Origin of the sequence: Tatumella citrea, from assembly GCF_002163585.1 — a bacterium.
Classification (GTDB): domain Bacteria; phylum Pseudomonadota; class Gammaproteobacteria; order Enterobacterales; family Enterobacteriaceae; genus Tatumella; species Tatumella citrea.
In genome coordinates this window covers 142675-164312 of sequence record NZ_CP015579.1, presented here as the reverse complement: position 1 = coordinate 164312, position 21638 = coordinate 142675, and the positions used below count along the sequence as shown (strand labels likewise).

Here is a 21638-nt window from a genome sequence, read left to right as displayed (position 1 = left end):
CGCTGATATTGCATTATAGCCGATCGACAACTTAACATCCCTGTTAACGCGCAAGACTTTCCTCGTAAGATTCAGGAAGTCACATCATAACGACATCAAACTGTTCCTGGGTATACAATGGTTCCGCGTGTATTTTTACCGTTTTGCCAATAAAAATTTCCAGCTCTGCAAGCGCGTGCGACTCTTCACTTTTCAGAGTTTCGGCAACCCGCGGTGAAGTATAAACCAGGAAACGATCGGTATCGTATGCATGGTGGACCCGCACAATTTCTCGCATAATTTCATAGCACACTGTTTCGACGGTTCTGACTGAACCGCGTCCCTGGCAGGTAGGGCACTGGCCACATAACACATGCTCAAGACTTTCACGGGTTCGCTTGCGGGTCATTTCTACCAGCCCCAACGCAGAAAACCCATGGATTCCGGTTTTCACCCTGTCGCGGTTTAGTGCCGTTTCAAGCGAATGCAGTACCCGACGACGATGCTCTTCATCAGACATATCAATGAAATCGATAATTATGATCCCGCCAAGATTACGTAACCGCAGCTGCCGTGCAATCGCCTGGGTGGCTTCGACATTGGTATTAAAGATAGTCTCTTCAAGATTACGATGCCCGACAAACGCCCCGGTATTAATATCAATGGTGGTCATAGCTTCGGTCTGATCAATAATCAGATAACCGCCAGATTTCAGCTCAACTTTACGTTCCAGTGCCCGCTGAATTTCATTCTCAACATCGAACAAATCAAAAATCGGCTGCTTGCCGGAATAGAGTTCCAGTTTACGGGTGATTTCCGGCATATATTCAGCGGTAAAGTCCAGCAGCAACTCGTAAGTCTGCCGTGAATCAATACGAATACGATCCAGCTCTGCTTCAGCAAAATCTCTGAGTACCCGCTGGGCCAGGGCCAGCTCACCATAGAGTAACGAACGTGTCTGGTTGCGTTTTTTACGCTCAGAGACTTTACCCCATAATCGTTTCAGAAATGCGGCATCGCGGGCCAGCTCAGTTTCGCCCACGCCTTCGGCGGCAGTTCGGATAATAAAGCCACCGTTTTCGTCACAATAGTCCGCCACGACTTTTTTCAGCCGCTCTCGTTCCTGTTCACTCTCGATACGCTGGGAAACACCGACGTGGGAAGCTCCGGGCATAAAGACCAGGTAGCGGGAAGGTAGCGTGATATCGGTGGTCAGTCTTGCTCCTTTAGTCCCTAAAGGATCTTTCACCACCTGAACCATCAGGTCCTGTCCCTGGCGCACCAGCTCAGCGATATCACGGACATTGAATTTTTTCTGTTCATCACCGGCGACACATTCAGTGTGCGGCATGATGTCTGAAGCGTGGAGGAAGGCGGCTTTGTCCAGCCCGATATCGACAAATGCGGCCTGCATACCAGGTAAGACGCGGCTGACTCTGCCTTTGTAGATATTTCCGGCAATACCCCGGCGGGATTCTCTGTCAATATGGATTTCCTGCAGGATACCACCGTCGATATAAGCCACACGGGTTTCTGAAGGAGTGACATTTACAAGTAATTCAGCCGTCATGTTGATCCTTTTCCGCCGCTAAAAGTTGTAACTGATCGAGCAGCTCTTCTGTTTCCACCAGCGGCAGCCCAACAACTGCATGATAGCTGCCGTCGATAGATCTGACGAAGCGCCCACCTTTTCCCTGAATACCGTAGGCCCCCGCCTTATCCATAGGTTCCCCGCTGGCAATATATTGTGTAATGTCACGGGCATTCAGATGACGAAAAGTGACCCGGGTGGTCACACTGGTAGTAAGGCTGTGCTGGCGATTAGCAACTGTAACAGCAGTAATCACCTGGTGTGTTTTCCCCGACAGTTCGTTCAGCATCAGACGTGCATCCTCTTCACTACGGGGCTTTTCCAGCACTTTGCCTTCAGAGACAACGATAGTATCCGCACCAATAACCGGCAAGTTCCGGGGTGCCACCCTGACCCCTGCCAGGGCTTTCTCTGCTGACAGACGAGATACATATTCCTGCGGAGACTCACCTTCACGACGAAGCTCTTCAACATCGGTAATCAGACGTTCAAAAGCGAAGCCTAACAAGGCAAGTAATTCCTGACGACGCGGGGATGCAGAGGCAAGATATAAACTGTGCATGGATTCACTCACTGAACAGCAAACTGATAACGAATTTTTCGCATTAGCAGGAACAACCAGGGCCAGAGCACACCATTGACAACTCCGCCCCAGAAAATCTCTGGCCGGAAAGCCACATCACTGACCAAAAACTCCGCCCAGAACACCACAACATCCACGAATAACGATAAGACCGTCACCATGCAGGCTTGCTGCCAGAGTGCCAGATTGCGGAATAACTGAAATTTATATGCCACCAGATATGCCACCAGACTTAACGCCAGTGCCCTGACTCCCAGGGTTGAACCGACGATAAGATCCATCACCGCACCCAGAAAGAAACCGGTACCTACATTGACCCGGTGAGGTAATGCCAGTACCCAGTACAGCAGAATCAGCAATAGCCACGATGGCCGGAACATATAAATCTGTTCCGGCCAGGGCATAACTTCAAGAATCAGAGCAACAAGAAAAGATAACCAGATGACCCAGCGTCCCTGACTGCGATAACGACTACTCAAGGACGGTCTCCATGCACAGCTCCGGTCGCCGGTGGAGCTGTCGGGCCAGCTGCAGCGGCAGGGTAATCACTGGCGGGTGCTTTACCTGCTTCACCCGCCGGCGGCAATACCTGCGGCATCATTTGTAACAGCCGGTCATCGGCAGCCTGATGTACGGCTTCCGGGGTAACGGCAGCTCCGCCATTATTTCCGGTGTCCCACAGTAATAACAGGTAACGTAACCGCTGAAGTCCGGCGGTTGGTTTAGCCTGAATCACCGTCGTTGCTCGTCGGGTATCAACAGTCACAGAAGAAACCACGGCCACAGGATAACCTTCAGGGAAACGTCCTCCCAGCCCTGAGCTGACCAGAACATCTCCCACCCGGACATCCTGACTACCCGTCATGTTTTCCAGTTGCAGATCTTCTGAGCATCCGGCCCCTGAGGCAATAGCACGCACATCATTACGCAATACCTGAACTGGTAAAGCATTAGATGCATCGCATACCAGCATAACCCGGCTGCTAAATTTACCTACGGACACCACCTGACCAACGACCCCTTTATCGCTAATCACTGGCTGACCTTCATAAACACCGTTGTCACTACCACGGTCAATAATGACCTGATCACTGTACGGATCCGCTCCCGCAGAAATTACCTGGGTGATCATTTTTCGCTCACCAGGACGCAGCGGAGAACCCAGCAGCTCCCGCAGTCGAATATTTTCCTGCTTATATTGCCCCAGTAACAGCAGCTCACTGTTTTTCAGCATCAGTTCACGACGCAACGCATTATTCTGCTGTTCCAGCATTTGGCGCGACGCGAATGTCTCTGCAGCGCCATCCAGGAAACGTCTCGGGCCATCAGCCAGAAAGTAGAATGGACTCACAGAGGTATCAAGATAGCTGCGAATTTCGCGGAAAGAACCCACGCGGCTATCAGCAACGATGATCGCTATCGCAGCAATCACGGCTAAAACTAAGCGTAACTGCAGAGACGGGCCTCTGCTAAAAATCGGCTTCATAAATCCTGCGTGTTCCTCGACAAATATTAAGGGAGTGCGATTAGCCTGCACTCCCTTAGGCTGGACACGTCATCATTGGGTGTTCACAAGCAACGTGGCCGGCGGAGCCCACCAGCCATAACATTACAGTCCTGACAGCGATTATTCTTCGCTGAACAGATCCCCGCCATGCATATCGATCATTTCCAACGCTTTACCGCCACCACGGGCAACACAGGTCAGCGGATCTTCAGCTACCACAACCGGGATTCCGGTTTCTTCCATCAGCAGGCGCTCAAGGTTACGTAACAACGCACCACCGCCCGTCAACACCATTCCGCGTTCTGAAATATCAGACGCCAGTTCCGGCGGGCACTGCTCCAGCGCGACCATTACAGCGCTGACAATACCGGTTAATGGTTCCTGCAATGCTTCAAGAATTTCATTAGAGTTCAGGGTAAATCCACGCGGGACACCTTCAGCCAGATTACGGCCACGCACTTCAATTTCCAGCACTTCATCGCCCGGATAGGCTGAACCAATTCCATGCTTGATTCGTTCAGCAGTAGCTTCACCAATCAGCGATCCGTAATTACGGCGGACATAGTTAATGATAGCCTCATCAAAGCGATCACCACCAATACGTACAGAAGAAGAATAGACCACACCGTTCAGAGAGATCACTGCAACCTCAGTAGTACCCCCACCGATATCCACAACCATTGAGCCGGTAGCTTCAGAAACCGGCAAACCGGCACCGATAGCAGCAGCCATTGGTTCTTCAATCAGGAACACTTCCCGGGCACCAGCACCCAGTGCAGATTCGCGGATAGCACGACGCTCTACCTGAGTGGCACCTACCGGCACACACACCAGTACGCGCGGGCTTGGGCGCATAAAGCTGTTACTGTGAACTTGTTTGATAAAGTGCTGGAGCATTTTTTCGGTGACGAAAAAGTCAGCAATAACACCATCTTTCATCGGGCGGATGGCTGCAATATTACCGGGTGTGCGGCCCAGCATCTGTTTAGCTTCCTGGCCAACCGCTGCAACACTTTTTGGCGAACCGGCACGATCCTGACGGATAGCAACCACAGAAGGCTCGTTCAGCACGATGCCTTGCCCTTTTACATAAATCAGGGTATTGGCGGTACCCAGGTCAATGGACAAGTCATTGGAAAACATGCCACGAAATTTTTTAAACATACTAAGGGGTAATCCTGCAAGCTGGGGGCGGAAAATAAAATCCGCTTACTTTACCAACCACGCGAAGCCGCCACAAGGCGCAAAAACATTCTGCTTCGGTGAAAAAATAATCAATTGTACATTTGTGTTATTGCATGCTGCGGCGACACTCATCACAGCACTGTAAACCCGACATTTTTCGGCCAGGAGTCATAAGCGCAAACTAATGTCAGAAACAAAATCTAACATTTAGTTTTATAATTTTCTGGCTGCGACCATTCTGGTCCGATAGTGCGTTCTCCGGTTACGGAAATACACCATGACTCAGCCGCTTATTTCTCTATTTCGCCGGCAAATTCTGTCGGTGACCACTCTGTGCAAATTTAACCGGTAAGGTTGGCGCAATATAGTCACCTTGTCCACCGTTGACACCTAAATTTACCAACATCTGCCACTCTTCCCGGGTTTTAACCCCGGTAGCGAACACTAATGTCGAAGCCGAAAGGCAACTCTCTACCAGGCTGCTCACTAATAACTGGTTTTCAGGCCGGCGATCAATATTACGAACCAGCCCGGTATCCAGTTTGATCATCTCTATTTTCGCTTGCTGCAGATAATCACTGCTCACGAGGGTTTGCCCCGCATGACTGATAATAATCCGACAACCAAATGCGTTCAGTGCATGCAGTACAGGCAACAACCGATTGGTATGTTGACCTACATCTGCTTCAGCAAGTTCAAATAAAAAGTGTTTTCTTTGTGAACGGGGAATATCCAACAGCTTCTTATAAAGCCAACGGACAAATGGCCCCTGTAACAAAGCCTCGGTTGTCAGCGGAAAAGACCATGATCCTGACACTGATCCGGCGACCTGAGCAGTGATCTCCGTCAGCCACTGACGATCCCAGGGAGCTGCCAATCCCAGTGAACAAACTAATGGCATGTATTCTGCCGCTAAAATGTATTTATTGTCATCTTTAATTCGGCCCTGTAACGCGCGATGGTGAACATAGCTCTGACTATCGATTACCGCTTTCTGATAAAGCTCTGCTCCACCCAGTTGACAGGTTTTTTCCAGCAAAGTCCGCCAGCGTACGCTGCCGCGTCCTGTAATACTGATATTTCCCTCTTCTACTGCCCAGTTATTACCCCCTGATAAGGTCGCCCTGCGCATCGCCAGATCCAGACGTTCCATCACCGTGGATACCGACTGACCACGTTGCCAGTCACTGATAGCAATATGGATAAAATCCTCTTTATCGTAGTTATGCAGGGGGGACAGCCCATCCGCAGCAGTAATTAATTTCGCCGCAATTCCTTCAGCTTCTTTTAGTGAGCGATGGGGAAGCAGTACTGAAAAATCCTGCTGAAAATAGCGCGCCAGCAATGCCCCCGGGTAACAGGAAAGCATCGCCGACAGACTATGAACCAGCTCAAATAACTGTGAGTTATCAGCGTGCTCTTTGGAACCTCTCCCTCCGGAGGCAGACTCAGTGAAACGAATCATCATGATGCAACCATGCTCACTGGCATCTTCCTGCTCATCAAGCAATGTCGAAAATCGGGATTCAAAGAACATACGATTATTCAGGCCACTTTCTGTGTCCACTGAAGCAAACTCGCGGATTAAGGTTTCAATCCTCGCCCGCCTGACACCTGCCAGCTCAACCTCCTGCAACAAACTGTCCAGAGCCTGCCCAACCTGCAATGGCCACTCCTGTTGCTGTGATCTGACCCCGGATGATCTTTCTCCACGCAAGATCCGCTCAGTGCGTGCCTCCAGCAGTGCAATGCCTATTGACTGACGGTGCATCCAGAAATGCAGCAATACCAAAAGCACTGACATCGCCAGTACAACGAGCGCCATAAAAATAAACGTTGAGATTCCAATAAATGATCGCAGCCAGGTTAAAGCAGGGTTCAGAATGGCAATGCGCACGGTCAGAGAGGGGTGATGCAATAACGTGGCGGAAAAATGGTAGAACTGATTCGGGGTATCTTCTATTAACGGCACTTCATGGCGGGTCAGAGAGAGCACCACCTGGCGGCCATCATAGAGTTCAAGCCTTTCGATGTTCACTACCGGCATAATTCCGCGCAGCCAGTGTTCCATATCCTGCGGGCGGTGGGTGAACAGAGCCTGATCCAGTGAAGTGGTCAGGGTATTAAACTGATGCTCAATTCGTTGTTTATTCAGCCAGAGAAAACTGGCAATACATCCGGATAACATCAGTAGCATTGCCAGCATGCTGGTAAAAGTAATGATAGCCGTGAGGCGGGCAGTTGAACGCATCCTTGTTCTCCCTGAAATATTCTCTAAGCAATGCCACTCCCCTTGTGACAATCCGGTCAAATTAACATAAGCCAACAAACCAGACAGTGCCAACTCGTGGCAAATACGTTTTTTTACGTTATTCCGATATCAGAACAAATCTTCGCCGGATATGATGAAAGCATGTCACTAAGACGTTTCTGATAAATACGAGACAACGTCAGATATTCAGCACACACACGGAATGGAGCCTGCTAATGAGTAAGCCGTTAAAAGAATCCGATGTTACCCCTGAGCAGATCTTTAATCGTTCCCGACGCGATCTTCTGAAGTTACTGGGGATCAGCGGTGCTGCCGCTGCACTGACACTACCAGATACAGCTAATGCCGGGTTTACTGACTGGCTGACTGGCTCTTCAGGCGGCCCTGCGCCGGCCAGCGGAACGCACCCGCTTCAGTTCAGCTCTCCTGCTGAGTGGCAGGCTAAACTGACAATGACTCCGGAGAACAAAGTTGAAGGCTACAATAACTTCTACGAGTTCGGAATGGATAAGGCGGACCCTGCTGCTAATGCCACACATTTCAAAACCGAACCCTGGCAAATCAGTATTGATGGTGAAGTCGCCCGACCGCTGACACTTAGCATGGAAGATATTTTTAAAAAGTTTCCTATGGAACAACGTATTTACCGGATGCGTTGTGTCGAAGCATGGTCAATGGTAGTGCCGTGGATCGGTTTCAGTCTGGCATCATTACTGAAAATGGCCGAGCCCACCAGCAATGCACGCTATGTTGCTTTTCAGACTCTGTATGATCCACAGCAGATGCCAGGACAACAGGAGAGTCTGAACAGCGCCGGCCTGCATTATCCATACGTTGAAGGATTACGGCTGGATGAGGCTATGAATCCACTGACTCTGATGACCACGGGTGTTTATGGTAAGAGTTTGCCACCACAAAATGGTGCTCCACTAAGGCTGATTGTGCCGTGGAAATATGGCTTCAAGGGTATCAAATCGATAGTAAAAATCAGTCTGACCAGCGAACAACCCCCTTCCACCTGGAATCTGCTGGCCTCAAACGAATATGGTTTCTATGCCAACGTTAATCCACATGTTGATCACCCACGCTGGTCACAGGCTACAGAACGATTTATTGGCGCCGGTGGGTTATTTGATGTCAGTCGCCAGCCGACACTGATGTTTAACGGCTATGCCGACCAGGTGGCTTCTTTATATAAAGGCATGGACTTACGGAGAAACTTTTAATGGCAGCACAGAACAACCGGACACCACGGTTACTGGTGGTATTCAAATGTCTGCTGCACATTCTTGCTTTCAGTCCGTTTGTTTATCTGGTGCTCGCAGTACGTGCTGGTGAATTTAGTGCCGATCCTGCCAAAGATATTCAGCACTTCACCGGCCTGATTGGGTTAAAACTATTACTGCTGACACTGCTGGTCAGCCCGCTCTCACGCTGGCTGCATCAGCCATTGCTCATGCGTTGTCGCAGACTGATTGGTTTATGGTGTTTTGCATGGGCAACACTGCATTTGCTGAGCTACTATTTCCTGGAATTGGGGGTACATAATATTTCGTTGCTGGGCCAGGAAATTGTCCGTCGCCCCTATCTGACTCTCGGTATGATCAGTTGGGTAGTGCTGTTTTCTCTGGCAATCACCTCATTTCGTCGCATACAGATCCGAATGGGACCGCGCTGGCAAAAACTGCATAATGGTATTTATTTGCTGGCCATTCTCGTTCCGGTACATTATCTGTGGTCTGTAAAGGCATATTCCCCACAACCTTTTCTCTGGTTTGCTCTGGCATTACTGTTATTTGGGCTCCGTTACAAAAAATTGCTGCGAAAAAACGGCTTCTAAATTTATCTGATTGGCTTCTGCCGTTAAATTCTGTTAAAAAACTCCACAGGCGTATAAGTGATAAACTTCGCAGATAAATTGACTAACCTGCGGCGAAATGCGACGAAACAGGTATAATTAAAAAACACTCCCCCTCTCAAACTGTCTTTTTCATCAGAATGGGTGACAAATGATGGCAGGGAGAGTATTTTACGCGATGTCTTTATTATTGCAGGAGATAGCCACACGATGGCTGATAACTTTCATATTTTAGTTCTGAATGGTCCGAACCTTAATTTACTGGGTACCCGTGAACCGGAGACCTATGGTCACACCACATTGCAGGATATTACCAGTGGATTGAATCAGCTCGCACAGGAACTAAATGTGAGGATTAGTCACCTGCAATCGAATGCGGAATATCAGCTGATTGACCGTATTCACGAGGCACGAGGCAATGTGGATTATATTATTATTAATCCTGCCGCATTTACGCACACCAGCGTAGCCCTGCGTGATGCATTGCTGGCGGTTAGCATTCCTTTCATCGAAGTGCACCTGACGAATGTGCATGCTCGTGAACCTTTCCGCCACCATTCTTATCTTTCGGATGTTGCCGCCGGCATTATTTGCGGACTAGGCCCCGACGGATACACATGGGCTTTACATACGGCAGTTAAACGCCTGTCAAATTCAAATTAAACAGAGTACGGAACCACACTCATGGATATTCGTAAAATTAAAAAACTGATCGAACTGGTTGAAGAATCCGGCATCGCTGAACTCGAAATTTCAGAAGGTGAGGAGTCAGTTCGTATCAGCCGTACCCCTGCTAACATGGGTTACCCGGTTATGCAGCAGGCTTATGCTGCACCAATGGTACAAGCTCCGGTTGCTGCTCCGGCCGCCGCAGCTCCTGCAGCAGAACCTGCAGCTGCCAGCAAAGAGCTGAGTGGTCACATCGTTCGTTCACCAATGGTTGGTACTTTCTACCGTACCCCGAGCCCGGATGCTAAAGCATTTGTGGAAGTCGGACAAAAAGTGACTGCCGGTGAAACACTGTGCATCGTTGAAGCAATGAAAATGATGAACCAGATCGAAGCCGATAAATCTGGTGTTGTCAAAGCGATCCTGGTAGAAAGCGGCCAACCTGTTGAATTTGACGAGCCACTGGTCGTCATCGAATAACGAGGCAACCATGTTGGAAAAAATAGTTATTGCTAACCGTGGTGAAATTGCCCTGCGTATTTTGCGTGCCTGTAAAGAACTGGGCATCAAAACTGTAGCTGTGCATTCCACCGCGGATCGTGACTTAAAGCACGTACTGTTGGCAGATGAAACCGTCTGTATCGGTCCTGCCCAGTCGGTTAAAAGCTATCTGAACATTCCTGCTCTGATTTCAGCCGCAGAAATTACCGGTGCTGATGCTATTCACCCGGGATACGGATTTTTATCTGAAAACGCCGATTTTGCCGAGCAGGTTGAACGCTCAGGCTTTGTTTTCATTGGCCCGAAAGCCGATACCATCCGTCTGATGGGTGATAAAGTTTCTGCTATCCACGCGATGAAAAAAGCAGGTGTTCCTTGCGTACCAGGATCTGACGGATTCCTGGGCGATGACATGGACAAAAACCGTGAAATCGCGAAACGCATCGGTTATCCGATCATCGTTAAAGCCTCAGGCGGCGGCGGCGGACGCGGTATGCGTGTAGTCCGTGGCGAAAAAGATCTTGAGCAATCCATTACTATGACTCGTGCGGAAGCTAAAGCGGCTTTCAACAACGATATGGTTTATATGGAAAAATACCTGGAAAATCCTCGCCATGTGGAAATCCAGGTAATGGCTGATGGTCAGGGTAATGCTGTTTATCTGGCAGAACGTGACTGTTCAATGCAACGCCGCCATCAGAAAGTGGTTGAAGAAGCGCCTGCACCGGGAATTACTCCGGAACTGCGTAAATTTATCGGTACCCGCTGTACTCAGGCATGTATCGATATTGGTTACCGTGGAGCAGGTACGTTTGAGTTCTTATTTGAAAATGGCGAGTTCTATTTCATCGAAATGAACACCCGTATTCAGGTTGAGCATCCGGTGACTGAAATGATCACTGGCGTGGATCTGATCAAAGAACAATTACGTGTTGCTGCTGGTCAGCCGCTGAGTATTAAACAGGAAGATGTTGTGGTACGCGGCCATGCGATTGAATGTCGTATTAATGCCGAAGACCCGAATACCTTCCTGCCAAGCCCGGGGAAAATTACTCGTTTTCATGCACCGGGTGGCTTCGGCGTTCGCTGGGAATCACATATTTATTCCGGCTATTCCGTACCGCCGTATTACGATTCAATGATTGGTAAACTGATCACTTACGGTGAAACCCGTGAGGTCGCCATCTCCCGCATGATCAATGCGCTGGGTGAGCTGATTATTGACGGTATTAAAACCAACATCGATTTACAGTTAAAAATTATGGCTGACGAGCATTTCCAGGCGGGTGGAACCAATATCCACTATCTGGAGAAAAAGCTGGGTCTGCAGGAAAGATAATTTTTTCTGGATTTACCCCAAGGCCGGATTATCCGGCCTTTTTATTTGTCTGATCGTTGAGGTTTGCGATGGATTCTCGCTTTATTCAGGCCCATAAAGAGGCTCGCTGGTCATTATTTCTGACTATTTGCTGGCTGGTTACCTGGTCTGTAAGCGCATATCTGGGAGGAAATACTGCTGGTATCACCGGTTTTCCCCGATGGTTTGAATTATCCTGCCTGTTTGCACCGCTGTTATTTCTGTTTTTATGTGCTCTGATGCTGCGTTTTATATTTCGCGACATCCCGCTGGAGGATGACGGTGAACACTAAAATAATGATCCCTCTTCTGGCCTATCTGCTGGTCGTTGCTGCCCTGTCACTGTTTGCCATGTGGCAGCAAAAACGAGCCAAAGGTTCTTTTCTGAGCGAATATTTTCTTGGTGGCAGAACACTGGGCGGTTTTTTACTGGCAATGACACTCACCACTGCCTATGTCAGTGCCAGTTCATTTGTCGGAGGTCCAGGGGCTGCTTATAAATACGGACTGGGTTGGGTGTTTCTGGCAATGGTACAGGTGCCCACGGTCTGGCTGTCATTAGGTGTACTCGGTAAAAAGTTTGCCATTCTGGCCAGGCATTATAACGCCGTCACCCTTAACGATATTCTGTATGCTCATTTCCGCAGCTCACTGGTCGTCTGGCTGGCCAGTATTACGCTGTTGCTGGCCTTTATTGCCGTAATGACGGTACAGTTTATTGGCGGGGCCAGATTACTGGAAACGGTGGCAGGTGTTCCTTACACCCGTGGATTGTTGATTTTTGGTGGCGTAATCGCTCTCTATACAGCACTGGGAGGTTTTCGGGCCAGTGTACTGAACGATGCCATGCAGGGCATTGTCATGCTGGCAGGGACTGCCCTGTTACTGATTGCGGTGCTTCATGCCGCCGGAGGTCCGTCGCAGGCAGTGGCAACCCTGAAATCCATCAATCCGTTGCTGACCGAACCGCAAGGCGCCGGTAACATTATCAATGGTCATCTGCTGGCCTCATTTACTGTGCTGGTTTGCTTTGGAGTGCTTGGACTGCCAAATACCGCGATTCGCAGCATTGCATATCGCGACAGTAAAGCAATGCATCGTGGGATTTTCATTGGCACCCTGATGATGACACTACTGATGCTGGGAATGCACCTGGCCGGCGCATTAGGCCGCGCAGTCATTCCAAATCTGACGGTACCTGACCTTGTCATTCCAACTCTGATGATAAAAGTGCTTCCGCCGTTTGCTGCCGGAGTATTTCTTGCAGCTCCAATGGCTGCAATTATGTCGAATGTGAATGCTCACTTACTTCAGGCGTCTGCGACGATTATTAAAGATCTGTACCTGAGAATATCGCCGCAACGATCTACTGATGAGCGCCATTTACGCCGCCTGTCTACTTTGTTGACACTGGCGTTAGGGCTGCTTCTGATACTGACGGCATGGCGTCCACCAGATATGATTATCTGGATGAACCTGATGGCATTCGGAGCGCTGGAAACGGTATTTCTCTGGCCATTGCTACTGGGTTTATACTGGAAGCCGGCAAATGCAGCAGGTGCTATCTGCAGTATGGTGTGCGGGGCGGTGAGCTATGCCCTGCTGGCCAGTTTTAATATTCATTGGTGGAATTTCCATCCAATAGTTCCGTCACTGTTACTAAGTCTGGCCGCGTTTCTGATTGGGAACCGGCTGGGTAAACCGACACCCCGCGCCCTGTTGCCGGGTGTGAAGAGATAAAGAGATACGTTATGCCTTGGATCCAAATCAAAATTAACACCTCTGGTGCTCATGCTGAAGAGACGGGTGATGCACTGATTGAAAGTGGTGCAGTGTCTGTCACTTTTCAGGATACACACGACAATCCGGTGTATGAACCACTGCCAGGAGAGACACGGTTGTGGGGAGATACGGATGCCATAGGCTTGTTTGATGCTGAAACCGATATGCAGCAGGTGATCGGCATGTTGGAGCAGCAACCACAACCGGGCCCGGGTTTCCGTTATAAAATTGAACAGATTGAAGATAAAGACTGGGAACGTGAATGGATGGATAATTTCCATCCAATGTGTTTCGGCAAGCGACTGTGGATTTGCCCAAGCTGGCGGGATGTTCCGGACCCGGATGCAGTCAATGTCATGCTGGATCCCGGACTGGCCTTTGGTACCGGCACCCATCCGACGACTTCGTTGTGTCTGAGCTGGCTGGATAGTCAGGATCTGACCGGAAAAACAGTGATCGACTTCGGTTGTGGTTCGGGGATCCTGGCGATCGCCGCACTTAAACTGGGCGCCCGTCATGCTATCGGTATCGATATCGATCCTCAGGCTATTCAGGCAAGCCGTGATAATGCGGAACGTAACGGAGTCTCCGATAAACTGGATCTCTACCTGCCGCATCAGCAGCCAGCCGAATTAAGTGCCGATGTCGTAGTGGCTAATATTCTGGCGGGCCCGCTTCGCGAGTTGGCTCCGTTAATCGGTGTGCTACCGGTCAGTGGCGGTAAACTGGCACTTTCTGGTGTTCTGGCAAGCCAGGCCGACGATGTTTGTGCAGCCTATACTGACAAGTTTGTTCTGGATCCGGTTGCTGAGAAAGAAGAATGGTGCCGGATTACTGGTCAGCGGAAATAAGCCTGCTGAATGCCAGAGAACCGGCCGCCTGATTTTCGGCCGGGTTCTCATCACTAAAAGTGCTGGTCTGCGATCACCGGCTGGCAATTTTTTAGCGGGCATCTGCCCTTTTATGACAAATTTTATACTGTAGATATGCTGTAAATTGTCCTTCGGGCTATTTTTTATCTGGTATATCAGGGCGAAAGAAAGAATTTTTTCAAGCCACCAGACCAAAGATTTAATATAAGTTATTGATATTTTTACTTATGTTAAATTAGTCGTTCGGGAAAGATGAAATTACGTGATCAATGACGGTATATTGTTCAAAGTTTGGCCTTTCATCTTCGCAAAAAAATGCGTAATATACGCCGCCTTGCGAACATATAAGGTCATCTCTTTTCCATGCGCATTGGATCATACCAGCTCCGAAACCGACTGATAGCTGCGCCAATGGCCGGTATTACCGACAGGCCATTTCGTACGCTTTGTTTCGAAAACGGTGCAGGTATGACGGTATCAGAGATGATGTCATCGAACCCGGAAGTTTGGGCCAGTGACAAATCCAGATTGCGTATGGTGCATAGTGATGAGCCGGGTATTCGCTCAGTACAAATTGCCGGTGGTGACCCTGATGAGATGGCTGCGGCTGCACGGATTAATGCAGAATCCGGTGCTCAGATCATTGATATCAACATGGGATGCCCCGCCAAAAAAGTGAACCGAAAGATGGCTGGTTCTGCATTGCTTCAGCATCCGTCGCTGGTAGAGTCTATTCTGCGGGCGGTAGTGAATGAAGTTGATGTGCCGGTGACTCTGAAGATTCGTACTGGCTGGGATACCGAAAATCGCAATTGCATAGAAATTGCCCAATTGGCTGAACGTTGTGGCATTCAGGCGTTAACTATTCACGGACGAACCCGGGCTTGTCTGTTTAACGGTAACGCAGAATACGACAGCATTCGGACAGTTAAGCAGAACGTGTCCATTCCCGTCATCGCGAATGGAGACATTACTGACCCGCATAAAGCCAGGGCTGTGCTCGACTACACCGGAGCTGATGCTCTGATGATAGGCCGTGCAGCTCAGGGAAGACCGTGGATCTTCCGGGAAATCCAGCATTATCTGGACACAGGGGAGCTGCTTGCGCCAAAGCCACTCGCTGAGGTGAAGCAAATGCTGATTGGACATATACGGCAGCTGCACGACTTTTACGGTCATGGCAAAGGATACCGTATTGCCCGAAAACACGTTTCCTGGTACCTGCAGGAACATGCTCCTGATGACCAGTTTCGGCGCACATTCAACGCCATAGAGGATGCCAGTGAACAACTGGAGGCGTTGGAGGCATACTTCGAAAATCTTGCGTAAACGAAAAAAAGAGCTGAAAGAACTATGTTCGAACAACGCGTAAATTCTGACGTACTGACCGTTTCTACCGTGAATTCACAGGATCAGGTAACTCAAAAACCACTTCGTGACTCGGTTAAACAAGCACTGAAGAACTATTTTGCTCAGTTAAATGGTCAGGATGTTAATGACCTGTATGAGCTGGTATTGGCTGAAGTTGAACAGCCTTTGTTGGACATGGTGATGCAGTACACCCGTGGCAACCAGACCCGTGCAGCGCTGATGATGGGTATTAACCGTGGTACTCTGCGTAAAAAACTGAAAAAGTACGGCATGAACTAATCGTTCATACCTGACAGTTTGAAAAGAAAGGCACTATCCTGACGAGGACAGTGCCTTTTTATTTATGGGCGTCGAGCAGGCTTTTCTCTGGACCTTCACCAAAGCGCGGCATCTGGCGTTTATGTTCATAATTTTTTTCGCACCTTGCCTTATAGCAGCCATACACTGCGACTTCACTTCATCTGATATGGCAATTCAAATCACAAGGCGACCACCAACTCTCCGGAATGGCTACGGGAACAACACAGGGCAATGTGCTGTTGTTCGGCAGATTTTTCCGTTTCTGACTGAACTGTATCCCGGTGATCCACATTGCCGGACACCACTGGTGTCAGACAGGCTCCACACATGCCCATTTCACAGGAAAGAGGCACATCGACACCATTTTCCAACAGCACGACAGCAATGGTTTTATCCGCCGGTACCATAAACTGTTCACCGGTTGAGGCCAGCGTGACGGTAAACGCACCACTATCATCGGCAGATTGCGGGATTTCCGGTGGGCGGAAAGCCTCGGTATGGATATTGTCTGCCTGCCAGCCCTGTCGGAGAGCATTTTCAGTCATCTTTTGCATAAACCCTTCCGGGCCACACAAATATATATGAGTATCCGCAGAAGGGGTCAGTAGCTCTTCAGGGATATGCGTTCTTGGTGAATGCCCGTCACTGCTGTACCAGAATCCGCATTGCCCATGCTGCAGCGGCCGGGAAAGTTCACGGGAAAATGCTGCGCTACTTCGGGTTTTCAGATAGTAATGGAGTGCAAAGGGTACACCCGTTGCCTCAAGTGTTTCTGCCATCGCATACAGCGGTGTAATTCCAATACCGGCAGCCAGTAAAATTACCTTTTTCGCCGGGACCAGCGGGAACAGATTTTTTGGCTCAGAAATTGTTACCACCTGACCTGGACGTAACACATCGTGTACATAGGCAGATCCTCCCCGGGATGTTTTTTCCCGTGCGATACAGATTTCGTACTGCAAGGGGTTATCTCCCCTGCCAGTCAGAGAATACGGGCGGATCAGGTTGTTGTGCAGATGAAGGTTGATATGCGCTCCCGGAGTCCACCCGGGAAGCGGCTGCCCATCCCGGGACACCAGAGTTACCCCGAGATTATTGTCTCCCTGGCGGTACAGTGCATCGACAATTACTTCAACGGATATCGTCATCACATGACTCCCTAGACCAGGAAAAACTCGCCGAAGCCCATTTTTTTCAGGCTACGGCGATAGGCAATTGAGCTTCTGTCTGCAGGGATGTGCGCTTCCATGGTCAGATCCAGCGGCAGATTCTCAGGCATTTGTGTTTCTACCATCAGCCGGTCCTCTTCAAACACCCGCTGATTAAAGTCATACACATCCTGAACCGGGATATGCAGATCAAAATTTCTGGCAATTGGAGCAAACATGCGGGTCTTCCTGGCTGAGACCGGAGAAGCTGCATTCATAATGACCAGTCGGGATTCTCCCGGAAAATGGATAGTCAGCGTAGCGGTGAAAGGCAGGTGCATTTCAAAATGCCGTAACCATGAAAAACCTTCCGGAGCCTGATTCTCAGAATCAGCGGCATAGTTGCTGACGCTACTCCAGTAATCAACACTGAAGCCATATCCGGTATCGACCGGGTTATACGCCGGTACCAGCTGATTTGCAGGATCAGCAAAAGTATCAGTGTGAATCCATGCAAAATGCGCCACATCAAGAAATCCTTCCACCTGACGCCCTGCAAATCCGTTGACATCAAAACCCGGGCAGTTGATCTGTTGAAAACCGGGTTCATCCCACAATGGCATAACAGGCAGGCTGACCGGATTTTCCGGGTCAGGTAGCATGCAAACCCAGACCAGTCCATAGCGTTCTTCTACGCCAAATGTAGTGAGATTAAGCTTTGCAGGAATAGCCTGATCCGGGCTAGAAGGAATACGATTACATTTCCCGCCAGCACCAAATCTCAGGCCGTGGTAGGGGCAAACAATGCCACCTTCGTCGGCAAAACCCAGGCTAAGAGGAACACCCCGATGCGGGCAAATGTCTTTAGCCACCACCACCTCCTCACCGGTTCTGTACACCACCAGCTGTTCATCCAGCAACACAGTTTTGTAAGGCGAAGTAGTGACATCAACCGAACGGGCAACCGGATGCCAGTGACGTGCCAGACGCATCCAGTCATCCGGTTCAAACGTACAATGTGCAGGAGGTAAAATTTTATTCATAGCAGCGTCCGATTCAGTCAGGTGTAATGGCTTAGATATTGTCAGGACATTCTGTGTGAACTAAGGTGTATCAGTCCATCAGCATTAATGCAGGTATGTGTTGCAAAAAACAGTACAGGTAACTCATGACTCCTTTCTCACGTTTCGCCGTTTATTTCGCCGAAGTTGCCCGTAGCGGCAGCCTGCGCAAAGCCGCCGAGAAGCTGCATGTTTCAGCATCGGCGATCAACCGCCAGATTCTGCAGGCAGAGGACAGTTTTGGGATTGCCCTGTTCGAAAGGCTGCCCGAAGGGATGCGTATGACTACAGCAGGGGAGTTGTTGTACAGCGACCTGCTCCGCTGGCAACGTGATTTCAGCCTGACGCAGCAACGTTTTGATGAAATCCAGGGCCTGAAGCGTGGCAAGGTGACCGTCGGATTAGTTCAGGCTCTGACCGAAGGTGCATTATGTGGAGAAATTTCAGCTATCGCCCACGAACAGGAGTGGCTTAATCTGCAGTTGCTGGTTGAAAGTAGTGCAGTGGTCACAAGAATGGTCAGAGATTCAGAAGTTGATTTCGGTCTGATTCTCGATCCGGGAGCAGTGAGTGGGATCGAAGTGATCGCATTCGCTGAGCTTGAAATGGGTGTGATCCTGCCTCCACAACATCCACTCAGCTCAGGCCCTGTAATTTCTCTTTCTGAACTGCGTGACGAGCGGCATATCATTCCTGGCAGTGGACTGGTCGTGCATGAACGGGTCCAGTCACTTTACAACCGTTCAGGGCAGGCACCGGAGTCAGTAATTTCATGTAATGATATTCGTCTAATCCGTAGCCTGGTCGCTCGTGGAGCAGGTATTTCCGTCCTCAGCCGGCTGGATGTTATGGAAGATATTAGCCTGAAGCGGTTGTGCTTTATTCCACTTAAAAATAGTGAGATGAGACCTATCACTCTGGGATTATGCACGGCACCTTCCCGCCAACTCTCAAGAGCAGCCCAGCATGTCATCCAGCGACTGTCAGGAATTATCGAAACAATGAACAACGGTCTTCATCACTGAAGACCGTTTCAGTTATCTGTCAGAAGATCTCAGAGTAAGTAACATACAGATAGCCGCTTGTACTCTGAAAAAAATACACGCCATCTCACAGCGACTAATAAAGGCCAAATTTATACTCTGCCACCAGCTCACCAGCAAAGCTGTTGGCTCGTTGAAAACGGCCTTCTTTCAGCACAGGTGTTTTACCACTGCCCGTTTTATAAGACCATCCCGGACCGAACATTGTTGAAACTGACAGATTGCTCAGCAACTTCCTTGCAGGATTCCAGCGTGTAAAAAAGTTAAGCTCGCCGGTAGTTACAGGTACTGACTGGTAACTAAATCTGGCCACCGTACCTATAAATCCTGAATTGATCTCCGGTGTTAACTGGTATCCCACCATGCCTGAAAGAACAGTTTCCCGATCACGGTTATAATCATTCCCGGCCTTCGACATTCCGTTGAAGGTTCCGCGGGAATTTTTGCTCATATGATACGGGTAAGTCCCTACCTTGTCCCGTTTAGGCGCCGAGGTATAACTGACCGACCAGCGCGTTTGCCAGTCGTTACTATTAGTCAATGCTTCAAGCGTGTAATGCTGCGCCTGCCCGTCAAAGTCACGGTAGACAGCAGGCATCGCCCGGTATTGCGCTAACGCCCTTGTCAGATAGACCTGCGCGTTCAGAGCAAGTGAGTCTGTCGGTTTCAACGTTCCCTGTAAAATATGCCGTGAGAGGTAATTCCTGCTTTCTCCCCAGGCATAACTCAGTTCAAGCTGTTTATCAAACCGGCGCAGATCAATCGTACTTAATGAGCGAATAGTCTGCCGGTCATTTCCCATAAACTGCACATTTTCAGGGGAACTTCTGCTCATGGATTTCTTCATGATTCCCCCCTGTAGCCAGTAGTTGTTATAACTAATGTCTCCATACCATCCGGAATAAGAGGTCAGTGACAACCGACGGGAGGCGGTGATGACCCCAAAGTTTTTCAAAGGCATCCATCCGACTCTGGCTTTGAGATCAGTATCAGCAAACTTGTATTGGAGTCTGAGATTACGCTGAGTAAATTTTTGATAACCTGCCGCACTACGTTTATTACTCTGGTGCCGGGAGTCGTATAATACGCCACGAGTATCGAAATAATCACTGGCGGCCAGTTTTACAGCCTTTGTCCAGGTCACGTCAGCGCCTAAAATACCGGCAATATCCCCGGAATGAAAAGAGACTTCGGCCCCCTGCCCCCAGGCATTATGTACTTTTCTGGATTCAGTCTCGTCTTCAGAAAGCCTTGCCCAGTAATTTTTTAACGATAAAGTCATTTCCGACTGGTCAAGAAAATCGTACCACGGTTGCGTATATACCCTGTCAGCCCCTGCAACTGCAGACTGGATACCAGGAATAAAAATAAGTGTAGCTATCCAGCCTCTGAATCTTATATCCATATTTACCTCCCGGCCAGGAGAACCCCCGGTTACGGTAGTGTATTTTCCTGATGACTAACTTTCCTTAGGTCAGTCGGCCAGTAACAACTTCCCGTTATTAACATAACGAAGCGTTCCTGGCTCAATAACTTTATATTTCCCATTGCTATAAGTTATTTTCACTACTGCCGCATTAGATAATGGTTTTATCTGTAGTGGTTTATCTGTCAGTTCATAAACCAAATTCATTATGGTCATCCCGGATGTTACAATAAGAATATTTCTGTCTTTATTTTCCCTGGCTGAGTTGATAATTTCGCTGACGGTGGTATGAGTACGCGTCTTAACCTGTTGATAGTTTTCTGCCATCCTTTTTGGGTCAGCGGCGGCAATGGCATCCTGCATTTTTTTAATCGACACTTTGCCAGCCACCATATCTGCCAGCAAAGCTTTGGTATCTGGTAAACCTAATACCTGCGCACTGGCCTCAAACATCTCTTCAGCACGTAACCCTTCAAAACTCCCAAAAAATGATTCCCTTAATCCTGAAAACTCTTTAAATTTTGTTTCCGGCAGATGGCCTGTCTGACTAAGAATAATTTTAAGTGTGTCACGCTGCCGGCCAACATCACCAGAATAAAACTGGTCGAACGGTATCTTTTTTAGCCCCTCGCCAAGATAACGGGCGACTTTCCGACCCTCATCTGTAAGGGGAGCGTCAGCCCAGCCTTGCACGTGCTCCAGATTATTCAGCAATGTTTCACCGTGGCGGGCAAAATAAAGTGTTATTTCATCACTGTTATTCTCAGAAGCAGAGCACGCTGAAGCCCCTAACATCATGATGATACATAGAAATGATTTACTCATATTAATTCCTTTTATCAGATTAACTTTCCGGAAGGGCAATGATTGACTTTCTCCGTCCACGAATAAAGTAAACCAGAATTCATTTCTCTGATAAATGGTTGGTTTTAATATGTGAAAATGCTCATAATGATATTAATTGCATACAGAAACACGCATTAACAAACATGTATTCGATCATAAAAACGCCAGAGTTAATAACTGCTTGCGTAACACTACTGTTTAATATAATTCACAGAAAAAGAAAAACAAGCGGGAAGAATCAGAAATGAGGCTCACATTGTTAATTCTGATTTTTAATTCCAGTCGTT

Annotated in this window: 21 protein-coding genes; 11 read left to right on the top strand and 10 right to left on the bottom strand. The window is 48.9% G+C overall.

What is annotated here, in order from left to right; translation table 11 throughout:
* Positions 1 to 79: 79 nt before the first annotated feature.
* The 6 genes from rng to A7K98_RS00905 form a co-directional block, all read right to left on the bottom strand.
* Positions 80 to 1549 (bottom strand): ribonuclease G, encoded by a 1470-nt coding sequence (gene rng, locus A7K98_RS00930; protein WP_087486871.1) that lies wholly within the window; start codon positions 1547 to 1549, stop codon positions 80 to 82.
* Positions 1539 to 2132 (bottom strand): Maf family protein, encoded by a 594-nt coding sequence (locus tag A7K98_RS00925; protein WP_087486870.1) that lies wholly within the window; start codon positions 2130 to 2132, stop codon positions 1539 to 1541. Before A7K98_RS00925 ends, rng begins: the two co-directional genes overlap by 11 nt.
* Positions 2133 to 2140: 8 nt before the next feature.
* On the bottom strand, positions 2141 to 2632 hold the full coding sequence (mreD, locus tag A7K98_RS00920; RefSeq protein ID WP_087486869.1) for a rod shape-determining protein MreD: 492 nt from the start codon (positions 2630 to 2632) through the stop codon (positions 2141 to 2143).
* Positions 2629 to 3639, bottom strand: coding sequence for a rod shape-determining protein MreC (gene mreC / locus A7K98_RS00915; RefSeq protein WP_087486868.1), 1011 nt, complete (start codon positions 3637 to 3639; stop codon positions 2629 to 2631). Before mreC ends, mreD begins: the two co-directional genes overlap by 4 nt.
* A gap of 141 nt (positions 3640 to 3780) precedes the next feature.
* Positions 3781 to 4824: a rod shape-determining protein MreB gene (gene mreB / locus A7K98_RS00910; protein WP_025903794.1), complete on the bottom strand. Its 1044-nt coding sequence runs from the start codon at positions 4822 to 4824 to the stop codon at positions 3781 to 3783.
* Positions 4825 to 5143: 319 nt separating this feature from the next.
* Positions 5144 to 7096: an EAL domain-containing protein gene (locus A7K98_RS00905; protein WP_087486867.1), complete on the bottom strand. Its 1953-nt coding sequence runs from the start codon at positions 7094 to 7096 to the stop codon at positions 5144 to 5146.
* Positions 7097 to 7332: 236 nt separating this feature from the next.
* On the opposite strand from A7K98_RS00905, the gene msrP reads away from it, so the two are divergent.
* The 10 genes from msrP to fis all read left to right on the top strand — a co-directional run bounded on the left by msrP (position 7333) and on the right by fis (position 15806).
* On the top strand, positions 7333 to 8343 hold the full coding sequence (gene msrP / locus A7K98_RS00900; RefSeq protein WP_087486866.1) for a protein-methionine-sulfoxide reductase catalytic subunit MsrP: 1011 nt from the start codon (positions 7333 to 7335) through the stop codon (positions 8341 to 8343).
* Complete coding sequence (gene msrQ / locus A7K98_RS00895; protein WP_087486865.1) at positions 8343 to 8957, top strand: protein-methionine-sulfoxide reductase heme-binding subunit MsrQ; 615 nt, start codon at positions 8343 to 8345, stop codon at positions 8955 to 8957. Before msrP ends, msrQ begins: the two co-directional genes overlap by 1 nt.
* 228 nt (positions 8958 to 9185) lie before the next feature.
* Complete coding sequence (gene aroQ, locus A7K98_RS00890; protein WP_087486864.1) at positions 9186 to 9638, top strand: type II 3-dehydroquinate dehydratase; 453 nt, start codon at positions 9186 to 9188, stop codon at positions 9636 to 9638.
* Between the two features lie 21 nt (positions 9639 to 9659).
* Positions 9660 to 10124, top strand: coding sequence for an acetyl-CoA carboxylase biotin carboxyl carrier protein (gene accB, locus A7K98_RS00885; protein ID WP_087486863.1), 465 nt, complete (start codon positions 9660 to 9662; stop codon positions 10122 to 10124).
* A gap of 10 nt (positions 10125 to 10134) precedes the next feature.
* Positions 10135 to 11484, top strand: a complete 1350-nt coding sequence (accC, locus tag A7K98_RS00880) for an acetyl-CoA carboxylase biotin carboxylase subunit (protein ID WP_087486862.1) — start codon at positions 10135 to 10137, stop codon at positions 11482 to 11484.
* Positions 11485 to 11552: 68 nt separating this feature from the next.
* Positions 11553 to 11795 carry a YhdT family protein gene (locus tag A7K98_RS00875; RefSeq protein WP_087486861.1) on the top strand — a complete coding sequence of 81 codons (243 nt, stop codon included), beginning with the start codon at positions 11553 to 11555 and terminating at the stop codon, positions 11793 to 11795.
* A complete protein-coding gene (panF, locus tag A7K98_RS00870; RefSeq protein ID WP_198361126.1) occupies positions 11779 to 13242 on the top strand; it encodes a sodium/pantothenate symporter in 1464 nt (487 codons plus the stop codon). Before A7K98_RS00875 ends, panF begins: the two co-directional genes overlap by 17 nt.
* Before the next feature lie 11 nt (positions 13243 to 13253).
* Positions 13254 to 14135 carry a 50S ribosomal protein L11 methyltransferase gene (prmA, locus tag A7K98_RS00865; protein ID WP_087486859.1) on the top strand — a complete coding sequence of 294 codons (882 nt, stop codon included), beginning with the start codon at positions 13254 to 13256 and terminating at the stop codon, positions 14133 to 14135.
* Positions 14136 to 14519: 384 nt separating this feature from the next.
* Positions 14520 to 15485, top strand: a complete 966-nt coding sequence (gene dusB, locus A7K98_RS00860; RefSeq protein ID WP_038016779.1) for a tRNA dihydrouridine synthase DusB — start codon at positions 14520 to 14522, stop codon at positions 15483 to 15485.
* Between the two features lie 24 nt (positions 15486 to 15509).
* On the top strand, positions 15510 to 15806 hold the full coding sequence (gene fis, locus A7K98_RS00855; protein WP_000462905.1) for a DNA-binding transcriptional regulator Fis: 297 nt from the start codon (positions 15510 to 15512) through the stop codon (positions 15804 to 15806).
* Positions 15807 to 16006: 200 nt separating this feature from the next.
* On the opposite strand, the gene A7K98_RS00850 is transcribed toward fis, so the two are convergent.
* Together A7K98_RS00850 and A7K98_RS00845 are read right to left on the bottom strand one after the other, a co-directional pair.
* Positions 16007 to 16975 (bottom strand): PDR/VanB family oxidoreductase, encoded by a 969-nt coding sequence (locus A7K98_RS00850; protein ID WP_087486858.1) that lies wholly within the window; start codon positions 16973 to 16975, stop codon positions 16007 to 16009.
* Positions 16976 to 16986: 11 nt separating this feature from the next.
* Positions 16987 to 18018: an aromatic ring-hydroxylating oxygenase subunit alpha gene (locus tag A7K98_RS00845; RefSeq protein WP_087486857.1), complete on the bottom strand. Its 1032-nt coding sequence runs from the start codon at positions 18016 to 18018 to the stop codon at positions 16987 to 16989.
* A 125-nt stretch (positions 18019 to 18143) separates the two neighbouring features.
* On the opposite strand from A7K98_RS00845, the gene A7K98_RS00840 reads away from it, so the two are divergent.
* Positions 18144 to 19061: a LysR family transcriptional regulator gene (locus A7K98_RS00840; RefSeq protein ID WP_087486856.1), complete on the top strand. Its 918-nt coding sequence runs from the start codon at positions 18144 to 18146 to the stop codon at positions 19059 to 19061.
* Between the two features lie 94 nt (positions 19062 to 19155).
* On the opposite strand, the gene A7K98_RS00835 is transcribed toward A7K98_RS00840, so the two are convergent.
* A complete protein-coding gene (locus tag A7K98_RS00835; RefSeq protein WP_087486855.1) occupies positions 19156 to 20484 on the bottom strand; it encodes an OprD family outer membrane porin in 1329 nt (442 codons plus the stop codon).
* Between the two features lie 69 nt (positions 20485 to 20553).
* Positions 20554 to 21330 carry a histidine phosphatase family protein gene (locus A7K98_RS00830; RefSeq protein ID WP_087486854.1) on the bottom strand — a complete coding sequence of 259 codons (777 nt, stop codon included), beginning with the start codon at positions 21328 to 21330 and terminating at the stop codon, positions 20554 to 20556.
* Positions 21331 to 21638 lie beyond the last annotated feature (308 nt).